The organism is Kitasatospora sp. NPDC059327, from assembly GCF_042752535.1.
Lineage (GTDB): Bacteria > Actinomycetota > Actinomycetes > Streptomycetales > Streptomycetaceae > Kitasatospora.
Genome location: NZ_JBHYYB010000149.1, coordinates 1 through 15,052 on the forward strand (window position 1 = coordinate 1; position 15,052 = coordinate 15,052).

At 75.1% G+C, this 15,052-nt stretch carries 12 protein-coding genes; 10 read left to right on the forward strand and 2 right to left on the reverse strand.

Annotated elements, in window-relative coordinates:
- Positions 1–185: transposase (locus ACFXHB_RS41580; protein ID WP_380581865.1), on the reverse strand; the 185-nt coding region annotated here is incomplete at its 3' end.
- A 166-nt stretch (positions 186–351) separates the two neighbouring features.
- The gene (locus ACFXHB_RS41585; protein WP_380581867.1) at positions 352–2,133 is read right to left on the reverse strand and encodes a glycoside hydrolase family 15 protein; all 1,782 of its coding nucleotides are present in this window, start codon (positions 2,131–2,133) and stop codon (positions 352–354) included.
- Between the two features lie 253 nt (positions 2,134–2,386).
- Between ACFXHB_RS41585 and ACFXHB_RS41590 the strand changes: the two genes are divergently transcribed.
- The 10 genes from ACFXHB_RS41590 to ACFXHB_RS41635 all read left to right on the forward strand — a co-directional run.
- A complete protein-coding gene (locus tag ACFXHB_RS41590; RefSeq protein WP_380581869.1) occupies positions 2,387–3,193 on the forward strand; it encodes an SAM-dependent methyltransferase in 807 nt (268 codons plus the stop codon).
- Complete coding sequence (locus ACFXHB_RS41595) at positions 3,190–5,304, forward strand: putative bifunctional diguanylate cyclase/phosphodiesterase (RefSeq protein ID WP_380581871.1); 2,115 nt, start codon at positions 3,190–3,192, stop codon at positions 5,302–5,304. Before ACFXHB_RS41590 ends, ACFXHB_RS41595 begins: the two co-directional genes overlap by 4 nt.
- A gap of 449 nt (positions 5,305–5,753) precedes the next feature.
- Positions 5,754–6,626 carry a glycosyltransferase family 2 protein gene (locus ACFXHB_RS41600; RefSeq protein WP_380581873.1) on the forward strand — a complete coding sequence of 291 codons (873 nt, stop codon included), beginning with the start codon at positions 5,754–5,756 and terminating at the stop codon, positions 6,624–6,626.
- On the forward strand, positions 6,623–7,945 hold the full coding sequence (locus tag ACFXHB_RS41605) for a glycosyltransferase family 2 protein (RefSeq protein WP_380581875.1): 1,323 nt from the start codon (positions 6,623–6,625) through the stop codon (positions 7,943–7,945). The genes ACFXHB_RS41600 and ACFXHB_RS41605 overlap by 4 nt, the downstream gene beginning before the upstream one ends.
- The gene (locus ACFXHB_RS41610) at positions 7,942–9,315 is read left to right on the forward strand and encodes a glycosyltransferase family 2 protein (RefSeq protein ID WP_380581877.1); all 1,374 of its coding nucleotides are present in this window, start codon (positions 7,942–7,944) and stop codon (positions 9,313–9,315) included. Before ACFXHB_RS41605 ends, ACFXHB_RS41610 begins: the two co-directional genes overlap by 4 nt.
- On the forward strand, positions 9,315–10,682 hold the full coding sequence (locus ACFXHB_RS41615) for a lipopolysaccharide biosynthesis protein (RefSeq protein WP_380581879.1): 1,368 nt from the start codon (positions 9,315–9,317) through the stop codon (positions 10,680–10,682). The genes ACFXHB_RS41610 and ACFXHB_RS41615 overlap by 1 nt, the downstream gene beginning before the upstream one ends.
- Positions 10,682–11,698: a glycosyltransferase family 2 protein gene (locus ACFXHB_RS41620; RefSeq protein ID WP_380581881.1), complete on the forward strand. Its 1,017-nt coding sequence runs from the start codon at positions 10,682–10,684 to the stop codon at positions 11,696–11,698. Before ACFXHB_RS41615 ends, ACFXHB_RS41620 begins: the two co-directional genes overlap by 1 nt.
- Entirely contained in the window at positions 11,695–12,507 is an 813-nt protein-coding gene (locus ACFXHB_RS41625) for a polysaccharide deacetylase family protein (RefSeq protein WP_380581883.1), read from the forward strand. Before ACFXHB_RS41620 ends, ACFXHB_RS41625 begins: the two co-directional genes overlap by 4 nt.
- Positions 12,500–14,575, forward strand: a complete 2,076-nt coding sequence (locus tag ACFXHB_RS41630; RefSeq protein WP_380581884.1) for a glycosyltransferase — start codon at positions 12,500–12,502, stop codon at positions 14,573–14,575. Before ACFXHB_RS41625 ends, ACFXHB_RS41630 begins: the two co-directional genes overlap by 8 nt.
- A partial coding sequence (locus ACFXHB_RS41635; protein WP_380581886.1) for a hypothetical protein occupies positions 14,575–15,052 on the forward strand: 478 nt, incomplete at its 3' end. The genes ACFXHB_RS41630 and ACFXHB_RS41635, both read left to right, overlap by 1 nt.

Genomic DNA, 15,052 nt, shown 5'->3' on the forward strand with positions numbered 1-15,052 from the left:
TGCATGTCGCCGTCCGGCAGCCGCTCGGCCATAGGCTGGATCGACTTCCTGCGACCGTCCAGCATCAACCCGCGCAGATAGCAGTCACCCCACCCGCGCGTGTCCTTCCGCGGTATCGACGCGAACACCTCGGCCACGAACGCGGCGAGCTCGCCACGCAGTTGATCAATCTCCCCCAAGTCCACGCCCTCCAGAATGCCCGATACACAGAGCAGGATCAAGCCAAGTTAACGAAGTACTACTAGGGCGTGTTTCCCCACTCGCGCCCGGCGGGAGTGGGGAAACACGCCCTGGGCCGGACGGGACGCCCCCGGCCCCGCCGGGCCGACCCCGTCCCGTACCGGCCCGGTGCTACGCCGGCTCGCTCAGCGCGAAGGCGGTGTTGACCAGCGCGACGTGGCTGAACGCCTGCGGCGTGTTGCCGAGTTGGCGGCGGGCGCGCGGGTCCCACTGTTCGGAGAGCAGGCCGAGGTCGTTGGCGAGCCCGACCACCCGGGCGAACAGCTCCCGGGCCTCGGCCAGGCGCCCGGTGGCGGCGAGCGCGTCGGCGAGCCAGAACGAGCAGGCCAGGAAGGCGCCCTCGCCGCCCGGCAGGCCGTCGGTGTGCCGGTGCGCCCGGTAGCGCAGCACCAGGCCGCCGTGGTCCAGGCCGTCCCGGACGGCGTCCACGGTGCGCACCACGCGCGGGTCGTCCGGCGGCAGGAAGCCGCTCTTGACCACGAACAGCGTGGCCGCGTCCAGGCCCTGCCCGCCGTAGTGCTGGACGAAGACGCCGCGCCGCCGGTCGTAGCCGTGCGCGCAGACGTCGGCGTGCACGGCGTCCCGCATCGCCCGCCAGCGGTCGACGGGCGCGGGCAGCCCGGTGGCCTCGGCCAGGCGCACCGCGCGGTCGGCGGCGACCCAGGACATCACCTTGGAGTGGACGAAGTGCCGCCGTTCGCCGCGCACCTCCCAGAGGCCCTCGTCCGGATCGCGCCAGTGCTCCTCCAGGTACTCCATCAGGGTCCGCAGCAGGGCCCAGACCTGGCGCTCCATCGGCAGGCCGGCCAGCAGGGCCAGGTGCAGGGTGTCCACCACCTCGCCGTAGACGTCGAGTTGGAGCTGGTCGACGGCGGCGTTGCCGAACCGGACCGGCCGGGAGCCCTCGTAGCCGGGCAGCCACTCGGCGGTGGTCTCGCCGAGGACGCGCTCACCGGCGACCCCGTAGACGGTCTGCAGGTCGCCCGGGTCGCCGGCGATCGCGCGCAGCAGCCAGCGGCGCCAGGCGGCGGCCTCCTCGCGGAAGCCGCCCCGGAGCAGGGCGGAGAGGGTCATCGAGGAGTCGCGCAGCCAGCAGAAGCGGTAGTCCCAGTTGCGGGTGCCGCCGATCCGCTCGGGCAGCGAGGCGGTGGGCGCGGCGACGATCCCGCCGGTGGGTGCGTAGGCGAGGGCCTTGAGGGTGAGCAGCGAGCGCAGCACGGCCTCGTGCCACTCCCCGTGGTACCGGCAGCCGGCGGCCCAGAGCCGCCAGTCGCGCAGGGTGCCGAGCAGCGCCTCCTCGGGGTCGGTGCGCGGGGAGGTGGGCAGGTGGGAGGGCTGCCAGGTGAGGACGAAGGGGACGCGCGCGCCGGCGGTGACGGTGAAGTCGGAGACGGTGACGCCGTCCACCCCGTAGGTGTGGACCTCCGGCGGGACCCGTAGCCAGGCGGAGTCCGGCCCGGCGACGGCCACCCGGTGCCGGCCGGTGCGGCGGACCCAGGGCTCGATCCGGCCGTAGTTGAACCGCAGCCGCAGCTCGCCGCGGACCGGGACGGTGCCCTCGACGCCTTCGACGATCCGGATCAGCTGCGGGGAGCGTTGCCCGCCCCGGCCGCGCTGGGGCATGAAGTCGGTCACCCGCACGGTGCCGTCGGCGGTGCGCCACTCGCTCTCCAGGACCAGGGTGTCACCCAGATAGCGGCGGCCGGCGCACCGCGCCGCGCCGGTCGGGGCGAGCCGCCAGGCCCCGTGCCGCCGGTCGCCGAGTAAGCCGGAGAAGCAGCTGGGGGAGTCGAAGCGGGGCAGGCAGAGCCAGTCGACGGACCCGTCCCGCCCCACCAGGGCGGCGGTCTGCAGGTCGCCGATCAGGGCGTAGTCCTCGATGCGTCCGGCCATCGGGTCCATTCTCCGGCCGCGGCGCGCGGTCGGCAGGGCGAGCCGGTTCCGCCGGTGGGCCGGGGTGTTCGCGCAGGCGGGAGGCGGTGGTGCGGCCGGCCCCGGGCGGGGTGATCCCGCGGGCGGGACGAGGTGATTCCGCTTGCACGCGTTCGGCGTGCAGAGGAGGATCTTTTGTGCTTGTAGTCTCATCAGAACCAGCCGTCCCTTTGGGCTGCTGGTTTACCGGAACCGGAGCGAAGGAGTCCCGAGGATGCGGCGACCGAACTGGGTACCGGAGGGCACGGACCTGGACAAACCGAACGCCGCGCGGGTCTACGACTACTACCTCGGTGGTTCGCACAACTTCGAGGTGGACCGGGAGATGGCCCGCCAGGCGATCGCGCTCTGGCCGGAGCTGCCCCAGATCATGCGCTCCAACCGGGCCTTCCTGCGCCGCGCGGTCCAGTTCGCCGCCGAGCGGGGCGTCACCCGCTTCCTGGACATCGGCTCCGGCATCCCGACCTTCGGCACGGTGCACGAGATCGCCCGCGCGATCCGCCCCGAGGCCGAGGTGGTGTACGTCGACCGCGACCCGGTGGCCGTCGCGCACAGCCGGCTGCTGCTGGCGGACGACGAGGGCTGCTCGGTGGTCCAGGCCGACGTCCGGGACATCGACGACCTGCTGGGCCGTCCCGAGGTGACCGCCCTGCTCGCGGCCGGCGAGCCGGTGGCCGTGCTGCTGGTCGCCGTCATGCACTTCGTCAGCGACTCCGAGGACCCCTGGAAGCTGCTGGAGGTGCTGCGCGAGGCGCTGCCGCCGGGCAGCGCGCTGATCCTGTCGCACGCCTCCCTGGAGGGCCGCCCCGACCAGGCCGAGGACCACCAGAAGCTGTACCGGATGACGCCCACCCCGCTGACCATGCGCACCCGCGAGCAGATCACCGCGATGTTCGCCGGCTTCGAGCTGGTCGAGCCCGGCGTGGTCTACCTGCCGCAGTGGCGCCCCGACCAGCCCGAGGCGGTCGGCAGCAACCCCGAGCGGATGACCGGGATGGCGGGCGTGGGGTTCCGCCCGTGAACGAAGCGCCGGTACCGGGCAGCGCCGAACGGTTCCACGAGGACTGGGCGCGGCTGCTCTCCGGCGATCACGGCACGGCGGTCCACCCCGGCCTGCTCGGCAGGCTGGTCTCCCGGACCGCCGGGCTGCTGCACCGCGCCCAGCTGGGCCAGCCGTTCGAGCCGCGGCTGGCCGCCCAGGCCGGCGCCGAACTCGTCGACGCGCACTTCACCGACCCGGTGGTGCTGGCCCGGGCCGTCGAACTGCTCCAGGAGCAGCCCGCCACCGACGACCGCGGGCCCGCGCTCTGCGGCGCCTTCGCGGCCGGCTGGGCGGCCGCCCTGCGCGAGCGGACCCTGCGCGAGCAGGAGGCCATCCGCACCGCCGCCGACACCGCCCGCCGGGAGGCCGAGCGGGCGCTGCGCGCCTCCGAGGCCCGGTTCCGCGCGCTGTTCGAGAGCGCGGCGATCGGCATCGGCATCGGGGACACCGACGGCAACATCCTCGCCGTCAACAAGGCGCTCCAGGAGCTGTTCGGGGCCGCCCCGGAGGACATGCAGGGGCGCCGGGTCGGCGACCTCGTCCACCCCGAGGACACCCCCGGCGTCTGGGAGGCCTACGAGGAGCTGATCAGCGGCAAGCGGGACTACTTCCAGTTCGACAAGCCGTACTACCGGCACGACGGCGAGGTGGTCTGGACCCACCTCACGGTCTCGCTGATCCGGGACGACGACGGCCGCCCGCAGTACCAGGTGGCGATGCTGGAGGACATCACCGACCGCTACCGGCTCCAGGAGCGGCTGCGCCACCAGGCCACCCACGACCCGCTGACCGGGCTGCCCAACCGGGCCGCCTTCTTCGAGCGGCTGGAGAAGCTCTTCGAGGAGCCGGACCCGGGGGCCCGGTTCGGCCTCTGCTACGTCGACCTCGACGGCTTCAAGGTGGTCAACGACAGCCTCGGCCACGACACCGGGGACCAGCTGCTGGCCGCCGTCGCGGCCCGGCTGAAGGCCGCTCTCACCCCGCTCGGTCACCTCGTGGCCCGCCTCGGCGGCGACGAGTTCGTCGTCCTGCTGGAGAACTGCCGGGGCGAGCAGGAGGCCGTCGCCGCGGCCAAGACGGTGCTGAAGGCGCTCGCCGGCCCCGTCCTGATCGGGGATCACAAGCTCGCCGTCGGGGCCAGTGTGGGCGTGCTGGAACGGCGCGTCTCGACCACCACGCCGGGCGCCGCCGTCCGCGCCGCCGATCTGACGCTGTACCGGGCCAAGGAGGCCGGCCGCGGCCGCTGGACGCTCTTCGACCCCAAGGAGAACGCCCGCGCGGTCAGCCGGTACGCGGTCTCGGTCCGGATGCCGGCCGCGCTCGACCGCGGCGAGTTCTTCATCGACTACCAGCCGTTGTACGCGCTGGCCGACGGCCGGCTCGCCGCCGTCGAGGCGCTGGTGCGCTGGCGTCACCCGCAGCTCGGGGTGCTGGGTCCGGACGAGTTCGTCACCACCGCCGAGGAGACCGGGCTGATCATGCCGCTCGGCCGCTGGGTGCTGGAGCAGGCCTGCGGCCAGGCGGCCGACTGGATCAAGCGGTTCGGTGACGACGCGCCCCAGCTGAACGTCAACCTGGCGGTCCGTCAGGCCCGCAGTGCCGCCCTGGTGACCGATCTCGGCCGGATCCTCGACTCCACCGGCCTGGACCCGGCCCGGCTCCAGCTGGAGATCACCGAGTCGACCGTGGTCGGCCCGGAGGACGAGGCGCTGCGCACCCTGCACGGGCTGGTCGACCAGGGCGTCTCGCTCGCCGTGGACGACTTCGGCACCGGCTGGTCCAACCTCGCCTACCTGCGCGACCTGCCGGTCTCCGGGCTGAAGATCGCCGGCTCCTTCGTCGGCGACCTGCACGACCCGGCCAAGGACGCGGCCACCGGCTGGCGGATCGTCAGCGGCCTGGTGTCGATGGCGCACGCGCTGGGCCTGACCGTCACGGCCGAGGGCGTGGAGACCCGCCGGGACGCCGAGCGGCTGCGCGGCATCGGCTGCGACTGGGCGCAGGGCTGGCACTTCGGGCGGCCGGTGCGGCCGGCCGAGATCGCCCGCCGGATCGCCGAGGAGCCGGGGGGCCGGCCGGTCGGCGGCTGACGCGCGGGCGGCACCGGCTCCCGCTGCCGCCGGGCGGCCCCGGCGGGCCCCGGCGCCGAAGTCCGGCCGGTCCGGTCGATCGAATCGGGCAAAATCCGGACAAACTACTTGACGTGACGCCGGTCACCTGGGCACGATGAGGTCCTGGCACACCCGCACTCCGGTACGGGAAGTACATTCGGCCAGTTCGACAGACCGGCGCTTCGGCGCCCGAGAGCCGGCGGCGCACCGCTCACGCGTTGTCGCCCCTGCCTCGCCCGAGAGCCGGCGGCGCACCGCTCACACGGTGTCGCCCCCGCCGCTCTCCACCGTTTCGGCAGTCCCTCCGGGGGCTCGCTTCCCGGGGCCCCGCCCCCGTGCGTCACCCGTGCGCACCGGGCCCGCCCCGTCACAGGGGCCGCGTCCTGTTCCGGCGCCGCCCGCCGCCTCCTTCCGAGAGGCCGTCCCCGATGAGCACCACCCTGCCCCCCCACGTCGTTCCGCCCCCGGACCACGACGGCCGGCCGCAGCGCCGCGCCGAGGACCGGGCCCTCGCCCGCCGGCCGCAGCGCCGCGCCGAGGACCGGGCCGTCGCCCGCCGGCCGATGCGCCGGGCCGGGGACGGCGTCGCCAGTCGGCACAGCGTCACCCTGGTCGTCCCCGCCCAGAACGAGGCCCGCAACATCCCCTGGGTGTTCGAACAGATCCCGCGCTGCGTCGACGAGGTCATCCTGGTCGACGGCTCCTCCGACGACGCCACCGTCCCGATGGCCCGGCACTGCCTGCCGACCGTCCGCAGCGTCCAGCAGAGCGGACCCGGCAAGGGCAACGCGCTGCGCACCGGCTTCGCCGCCGCCACCGGCGAGTACATCGTCATGATGGACGCCGACGGGTCCATGTGGCCCGGCGAGATCCCGCACTTCCTCCACTTCCTCGACCACGGCTTCGACTTCGTCAAGGGCTCCCGGTGCATCGCCGGCGGCGGCTCGCTGGACCTCACCAAGGTCCGCTCGTTCGGCAACCGCGCCCTGCTCGCCGTGGTCAACCGCCTGTACGACGCGGGCCTCACCGACCTGTGCTACGGCTACTGCGCCTTCCGCCGCTCCTTCCTGGACGCGCTCGACCTGCGGTCCTCCGGCTTCGAGATCGAGGCCGAGATGATCGCGCACGCGCTGCGCTCCGGACTGCGGATCGCCGAGGTGCCGAGCCTGGAACTCCCCCGCCGCAGCGGTCGATCCCACCTGCACGCCGTCTCCGACGGCCGCCGGGTGCTGAGGACCCTGATCACCGAGCGTCCCGGCGCCCGGTCCTCGGCGGCCGCCTCCGCGGAGGAGCGACGATGAATGGCTCCGACCGGCGCACCGCAGCTGCCTGCCCGCGTTCTGCCGCCCGCGACTCGCTCTACACCCCTGTCCGTGTCGTCGACCTTGACCTGGACGATCCGGGCGAGCTGCACTCGCCCGGTGGTCTCGGCGCCGTCGACCCGGTCGGCCGCGTGTTGGCGTTGGTGCGACTGCACGGACACCCGCTCGGCTTGGTCACGGCCACCGGAACAGCGGGCGACGGTGCCGCGCTGCGCCGGGCGCTGGTCGACGCCGCCCACCGGGAACTGCCGGTTCCCGCCCTGTCCACCGCGACACCCGCGGCGCGTCCCGGTCGGGTCGGCCGCGCCCGGGTGCCCGCGGGCCCGGTCACGGTCAGCGTGGTGGTCTGCACCCGCGACCGGACCGAGCAGCTGCGGAGCTGCCTCGACTCGCTGCTGCGGACCGGCTATCCGCACGTGGAAGTCCTGGTGGTCGACAACGCCCCGCGGAGCGACGCCACCCAGCACCTCGTCGCCACGCGGTACCGGGACCGCGTCCGGTACCTGCGCGAGCCGGTGCCGGGCCTGGCCCGGGCCCGCAACCGCGGGCTGTCCGCGGTCCACGGCGAGGTGGTGGCGTTCGCCGACGACGACCTGATCATCGACACCGGCTGGGTGGACGCGCTGGCCGGGGCGTTCCGCGCGGACGACCGGATCGGCTGCGTCACCGGGCTGGTGCTGCCGGCCGAGCTCGACACCCCGGCCCAGGCCGCCCTCGAACAGTACGGCGGCTACTCCCGCGGCTTCGCCGCCCGCGACTGGTCGCTGCGCGACCGCCCGGACGACCCGCTGATGCGGTTCTCGGTCGGCCGGTTCGGCTCCGGCGCGAACATGGCGTTCCGGACCGCGCTGCTGCGCGCCATCGGTGGCTTCGACCCGGCGACCGGGGCCGGCACCCCGGCCCGCGGCGGCGAGGAACTGCTGGCCTTCTTCCAGATGCTCGACGCCGGGCACACCGTCGCCTACCAGCCGGACGCCATCGTCTGGCACCGCCACCCGCGCACCTGCGACGCGCTGACCCGGCAGGTCTTCAACTTCGGCGTCGGCTTCGGGGCCTACCTGACCGCCGTCGTCTCCCACCGGCCCGGTGTGCTCACCGCACTCGTGCGGCGCGTCCCGGCCGGCCTCCACCGCTGGCAGCGGGTGCGCCACGACCGGGCCCGGCGCGGTCCGGCCGAGGGCGAGGCCGACCTGCTGCGACTGGGGCGCCGCGAGTTCCGCGGGCTGCTGGTCGGGCCGTTCGGCTACCTGCTCAGCGTGTGGCGCCAGCGCACCCTGCGGACCGGAGGCGCGTCATGAACACCGTCCTGCGGGCGCCCGCCCAGGTGGTGGAACTCGATCTCGACCGGCCCGGTGGGCCGTGGCGGCCCGGCTTCACGGCCCCGGTCCGCCCGCAGGGGCCCGTGGTGGCCCTGGTCCGCCGGGCCGGCCGACCGCTCGGCCTGGTGGCCGTCGGTCCCGACCACCCCGCTCAGGCCGCTCCGTCCGGTCCGTCCGCCGGTCCCTCGGGCGGTCCCGGCCCGGACCCGGAGCGGCTGCGCCGGCGGCTGGTCGAGGCGGCCGAACGCCACCTCGACGCCGGTCCGCCCGCCGCCGCCACTCCCGCCGTTACCACCACCGCCGTCGACCGGCCCGCCGCGCCGCTGTCCGGGGCCGCTCCGCTGGTGAGCGTCATCGTCTGCACCCGGGGGCGGCCCACCCTGCTCGGCGACAGCCTGAGCGCGCTGCTGCGCACCGACTACCCGGCCACCGAGTTCCTGGTGGTCGACAACGCCCCCGAGGACGACGCCACCGAGCGGCTGGTCCGCGCACTGGACCCGGACCGGCTGCGCTACCTGCGCGAGCCGGTCCCGGGCCTGGCCCGGGCCCGCAACCGCGGGCTGTCCGCCGCCCGGGGCGAGCTGGTGGCCTTCACCGACGACGACGCGCTGGCCGATCCGGGCTGGGTGACCGCCCTCGCCGGGGCCTTCCGGGCCGACCCCCGGATCTCCTGCGTCACCGGGCTCGTGGTGCCCGCCGAACTCGACACCGAGGCCCAGGCCGCCTTCGAGCGGTACTGCGGCTTCGGCAAGGGCTTCGCCCCCCGGGACTGGTCGATGCGCGCGGCCGGCGACGACCCGCTCTTCCCGTTCGCCGCCGGCCGCTTCGGCACCGGCGCCAACATGGCCTTCCGGACCGCCGTGATCCGCGGCATCGGCGGCTTCGACCCGGCGACCGGCGCGGGCACCCCGACCCGCGGCGGCGAGGACCTGCTCGCCTTCCTGCGCGTCCTGGTCGCCGGACACACCCTCGCGTACCGGCCGGACGCCCTCGTCTGGCACCGCCACCGGCGCACCATGGCGGAGCTGGACGCGCAGATCCAGGGCTTCGGCACCGGCCTCGGCGCCTACCTGACCGCCGCCGTCGCCCAGCGCCCCGGCCTGCTGGCCGACCTGCTGCGCCGGCTACCGGCCGGCGCCCGGTACGCCCTGCGCCGGGCGGGAGCCGACCGGACCGGCCGAGGCGACCTCGACGCCGAAGGCCGTGCCGACGGCCCGGCCGACGGCGACCGCGACCCGGGCTCGGCCCGGCTCGGCCGGCTCGAACTGCGCGGCCTCCTGAACGGACCGTTCAGCTATCTGGTCAGCCGCCGGCAGGACCGGCGGTTCCGGTCCGAGGACTGGTCGTGATGCAGGTGCTCACCGCCCGCTCGGCCGCCCCCGCCAGGCCCTGCTCCTGCCCCCGCCCGCTGCCCTGCCAGTGCACCTACCGGGCCCTGCTGCGGGCCCGGACCCGGGCCGCCCGGGCCCGGTTGGCCGGAGAGCCGCTGCTGCGCAACGGTCACATGCTGCTGGCGAGTTCGACCCTGGCGGCGGCGTTCGGCGCGATCTTCTGGCTGTTCGCCACCCGCTGGTACAGCGCCGGGACGGTGGGCCTCAGCTACGCCGCCGTGTCCGCCGCCGGGCTGCTCTCCGCGGTCGGCCGCTTCAACCTCAACGGCGTCCTGGTGCGCTTCCTCCCCGGCGCCGGCCGGCACACCCGGCGACTGGTGGTCCGCTGCTACACGGCGAGCGTCGTCGCCAGCGCGCTCGCCGCGGTGCTGTTCCTGCTGCTGATCCCGTGGATCTCCCCGAGCCTCGGATACCTGCGCGAGCCGGTGGTGGCGGTCGCCTTCGTCGTGGTCACCGCCGGGTACTCGCTCTTCGTCCTGCAGGACGGCGCGCTGACCGGGCTGCGGCGCACCGGCTGGGTCCTCGGCGAGAACACCCTCTTCGCCCTCGCCAAGGCCGGAGCGCTGGCCGTCTGCGCGGTGCTCGCCGTCGGCACCGGCATCCTGGTCTCCTGGGCGGCGGCCCTGCTCCTCACCGTCCTGCTCACCAACGTCGTGCTCTTCCGCCGGGCGATCCCGGACCACCAGCGCGCGGCCGGCGCCGCCGCGTCCGCGCCGCCCCGGGTGGCCCGGTACGCCGTCGCGGACTACCTGGGCAACATCTCCGGCATCGCCGCGTGCAGCGTCGTCCCGCTGATGGTGCTGGCCGTGCTCGGCGCGGCGCAGAACGCCTACTACTCGCTCGCCTGGGTGATCGCCGACAGCCTCTACATGGCCGCCTACAGCATGGGCAGCTCGCTGGTGGTCGAGGCCGCCCGGGCGCCGGAGCGGCTCGCCGAGCACGCCCGCCGGATGATGTGGCACACCGGGCTGCTGGTCCTCGCGGCGGTCGTCGTGATCGTGGCCTTCGCCCCCTGGCTGCTCAGCCTGTTCGGGCCCGGGTACGCCGAGCACGGCACCACCGTGCTGCGGCTGATGGCCCTCTCCGCCCTGCCCACCGTCGTGCTGAGCCTGGCCACCGACGTCGCCCGGGTGCGCCGCGCCCTCGGCTGGATGATCGTCCTCCAACTCGTCTACGCCGTCCTCGTGATCGCGCTCGTCGCCGTACTGCTGCCCGTCCTCGGCCTCGCCGGGGTCGGCCTGGCCTGGCTGGTCGGCGCGACGGTCCTCGCCCTCCCGCTGCTGGTCGCGCTCCCGCGCTGGCTGCCGTCCGATCGGAGATCGTGATGAACACCGAGCCGAAGTCCGCGCCGGGTACCGTACCGGGCCCCGCGCCCACCCTGTCCGTGGTCGTCTGCAGCTACACCCTCGACCGCTGGGACGACCTCTGCGCCGCCCTCGACTCGATCGACGCCCAGCGGCTGCGGCCGGACGAGACCGTCGTCGTGGTGGACCACTGCCCCGCGCTGACCGCCCGGCTGGCCGACCGCCCCGGCCTGCGGCTGGTCGAGAGCCCCGAGCGACCGGGCGTGTCGGGCGCCCGCAACACCGGCGTGACGGTCGCCCGCGGCGAGGTGGTCGCCTTCCTGGACGACGACGCGGTGGCCGAACCCGACTGGACGCTGCGGCTGCTGGCCGGCTACCGCGACCCCCGGGTGCTCGGCGTCGGCGGCCGGGTCGACTCCTGGTGGGAGACCGGCCGCCCCGGCTGGTTCCCGCCCGAGTACGACTGGGTGGTCGGCTGCTCGTACCCCGGCGCCCCCGAGACCACCGGCGCGGTACGCAACTTCATCGGCGCCAACATGTCCTTCCGACGGGCCGAGGTGGTCGCCGCCGGCGGGTTCCGCGGCGACCTCGGCCGGATCGGCACCAGCCCGTTCGGCTGCGAGGAGACCGAACTCTGCCTGCGGCTCACCGCCGGGCACCCCGGTGGCGAGCTGCGCTACGAGCCCGCCGCCGTCGTCCGCCAGCACGTCCCGCGGGCCCGCACCACCTGGCGCTACTTCAGCTCCCGCTGCTACGCCGAGGGGCGTTCCAAGGCCGTGGTCGCCCGGTACGCGGGCACCCGGTCCGCACTCTCCAGCGAGCGCCGCTACGTGCGCCGCACGCTGCCCGCCGCGGTCCTGCGCGCCCTGGGCCGGCGCCGGCTGCGGGCGGCCGGGGCCCTGGGCACCGGCGCCTGCCTGGCAGCGGTCGGGTACGCCACCGGCCGGCTCGTCCGGGCGGACGCCGGGGCCGCCACCGCCGCCCCGGCCGTCGGGCAGGGCGTCGTGACGGCGGTTCCCACCAGGAGCCGGCCATGAAAGCGGTACCGGTGTTCCTCTACCACTCGGTGTCGGACGACCCGCCGCCGTGGATCGCGCCGTACACCGTGACCCCCGCCGCCTTCCGCCGCCAGCTCGACCGGATCGTCGACAGCGGACGGCCCGTGGTGCCGCTGCGCCGGCTGGTCGCGGCGATCCTCGGCGGCCCCCCGGTACCGCCCCGCGCCGCCGTCCTCACCTTCGACGACGGATTCGCCGACTTCTACTGGACGGTGGCCCCGCTGCTCGCCGAGCGCGGCCTGCCGGCCACCCTCTACGTGACCGTCGGCGCCGTCCACCCGCCGGGCGGACGGCCCACCGGCAGCCTCTTCCCGCCCGCGGACATGCTCAACTGGCGCCAGATCAGCACCCTGGACGCGATGGGCGTCGAGATCGGCGGCCACTCCGTCACCCACGCCCAGCTGGACACCGTCTACGGGCAGCGCTGCACCGACGAGATCGTCGACTGCAAGCGGCGCCTGGAGGACGCCCTCGGCCACGAGGTCGCGGCGTTCGCCTATCCGCACGGCTACTCCAGCCCGGCCGTGCGGCGCAAGGTCCGCGAGGCGGGCTGGACCTCGGCGACCGCCGTCGAGAACAAGTTCAGCTCCGGGACCGACTCCGTGCTGCGGATCTGCCGGCTGATGGTCCGCAACGACACGCCCGACCACGTCTTCGAGGACTGGGTCGCCGGGCGGGGAGCCCGGATCGGGCCCGTGCCGGAGAGCCTCTACACGCGGCTCTGGCGCAACTACCGGCGGCTGCGCACCGCGGTCGGCAGCCCGGTCGGAAGGCCCTCCAATGGTTGACCAGCTGGCTCGGATCCAACCCCCCGCGGGCGGACGACGCCCGGCCCCCGGCGGGTCCCGCCGCCGCGGGCCGCTGAACTCGCTGCGCGACGGATGGCGGGCGGCCGGGCCGCTCGGCGTGTTCGCCCGCGCGGCACTGCCGGCGGCGCTGGCCCTGTGGCTGCTCGCCCTGCCCCGGGTACGACTCGGCGGCATGGGCGACCTCGGCCTGATCCAGGTGCTCCCGGCGCTGTACTGGGCCGGCCTGGCCCTGCTGGTGGCCGGCTTCGTCGCCGTCCTGCGCGACCGGCGGATCCGCCAGCGCTGGGCGGCCGGCTACGTCCTCGCCCTGATCGCGTTCATCCACGCCACGCCAACGCTGCTCTACCCGGAACTGCGGTACGCGTGGGCCTGGAAGCACGTGATGGTCGTGGACGCGATGCTGCGCCACGACGGCTCGGTGCCCTACGCGGGCGAGTTGGACATCTACAACCAGTGGCCCGGCTTCTTCCAGCTCAACGTGCTGCTGCTGCGCGCCACCGGCCTGCACTCCGCGCTCGGCTACGCCGTCTGGTACCCGGTGCTCGCCAATGTGCTGCTGCTCGGCCCGCTGCTGCTGATCTTCCGTACCGTCACCCAGGACCGGCGGCTGGTCTGGGGCGGGATCTGGATCTACTACAGCGCCGCCTGGATCGGCCAGGACTACTTCTCCCCACAGGCCTTCTCGTACCTGCTGTTCCTCGCGGTGATCGCGATGGTGCTCCGCCGGCTGGCGGCCACCCGGGTGGCACAGGCCCCGCCGGGGGAGGGGGCCCCCGCCGGCCCGGCCCCCGCCGCTCCTGCCCCCTCCGCTTCTGCCCCCGCCCCTCCTGCCCCCGCCGCCGTGCGGAGCGGGCCGGGTACCGGCGCCCGGGCGATGACCTGGGTGAGCGACCTGCCGCCGCGGGGCGGCTGGCGGCCGCTGCCGTTCGTCCTGGTGCTGGTCCTGACGGCCGCCATCGCCTGCTCGCACCAGCTCACCCCGCTGATGCTGATCAGCACCCTGCTCATGCTCGCCCTCCCGCGCCGCAACCGCCGGGTGGTCCTGCCCGCCCTCGTCGGGGCCGTCGGCATCACCTTCGCCTGGGACGCCACGGTCGCGCGGCCCTACCTGGCCAAGAACATCGGCAACCTGGTCGCCGCGCTGGCCTCGCCCGACAACAACGCGCTGCCCGGTCTGCAACGGCTCGCCCAGCCCGCCCCGGGGCAGGTGTTCGCCTCCTGGGTCGACCGCGGTCTGACCGCCGCCGTCCTGGTACTGGCGGTGACGGCCGTCGTGCGCCACCGCTGGGTGCGCCGCACCAGCCTGCCGCTGCTCCTGATCGCGCCCGTCCCGCTGCTGCTCGCCAACAGCTACGGCGGCGAGATGGTCTTCCGTGCCTACCTGTTCGCGCTGCCCGCGGCGGCCCTGCTCGCCGCCACCGTCCTGATCCCGGCCTCCCGCGCCCCGGACCCCCCCGGCGTCGCCGCCACCTCAGCGGTGTCCGCCACCGACGCCCCCGGCCCGGTACCGGGCCCGCGCCGGGTGCTGCCCGGGCTGCGCTGGGGGCTGACCGCGGTGGCGCTGCTCGGGCTGCTGGGCGGCCTGGTCTTCGGCTACTACAGCAAGGAGGCGATGAACGACTTCAGCCCCGGCGAGGTCGCCGCCCTGCGCTACGTCACGCACACCGCCCCGCCCGGATCGCGGATCGTCTCGGTCACCGCCGACCTGCCCGGCTCCGAGGAGCGCTACGACCAGCTCAGTCGGACGGCACTCTCCCTGGGCACGCCGCAGGACCGCCGGCAGCTGGTCGCGGACCCCGCCACGGCCGTCGAGGCCGCGCTCGCCGACCCGACCGTCACCGGCCCCTCCTACCTCGTGCTCACCAAGGCCCAGGTCGCCGAGTGCGAGCTCACCGGCATCCTGCCGGCCGACACCGTCGACCGGGTCCGCGCCGCCGCCTCGACCTCGTCCACGCTGCGCGTGGTGTTCACCGACGGTGACGCCACCGTCTACCGGCACTCCGCCCCGGTCGCCGTCGAGAGCCCGTTCGCCGAGAGTGGGCAGTGATGAGGCTTCCTCCCCGTACCGCCGTCCGGTTGGCGCCCGCCCTGCTCGGCTGGGCCGCGCTGGCGTCCACCGCGCTGCCCGCCGGTGATCCGCTGCGCGTCGTCCTGACCGGCGGTTTCCTGCTGCTCGGCCCGGGGGCGGCCGCGCTGCTGGCGCGGCCGACCGTCGCCCGCACCGCCGGTGGGCCCGACCGGCTCGCCGCCGTCCCGCTCGCGGTGGCGGTCAGCACCGCGCTCGCCGCGTTGACCGCCGTCGCGCTGCTGGCCTACGACGCGTTCTCGGTGGGCCGGGCGCTCGCCGTCCTGGCGGCCGTGACCACGGTGCTCGCCCTGCTGCCGCACCGTGTCAGGTCGGACCGCGTCAGGTCGGACCGTGTCAGGTCGGACCGGACCCGGCCGGGCCGGGGCGACCGACCACCCACCGGGGTACCGCCAGTGCGAGCGGCGCGGGCGGCAGGCGCCGCGCCGGGGGCGCCCC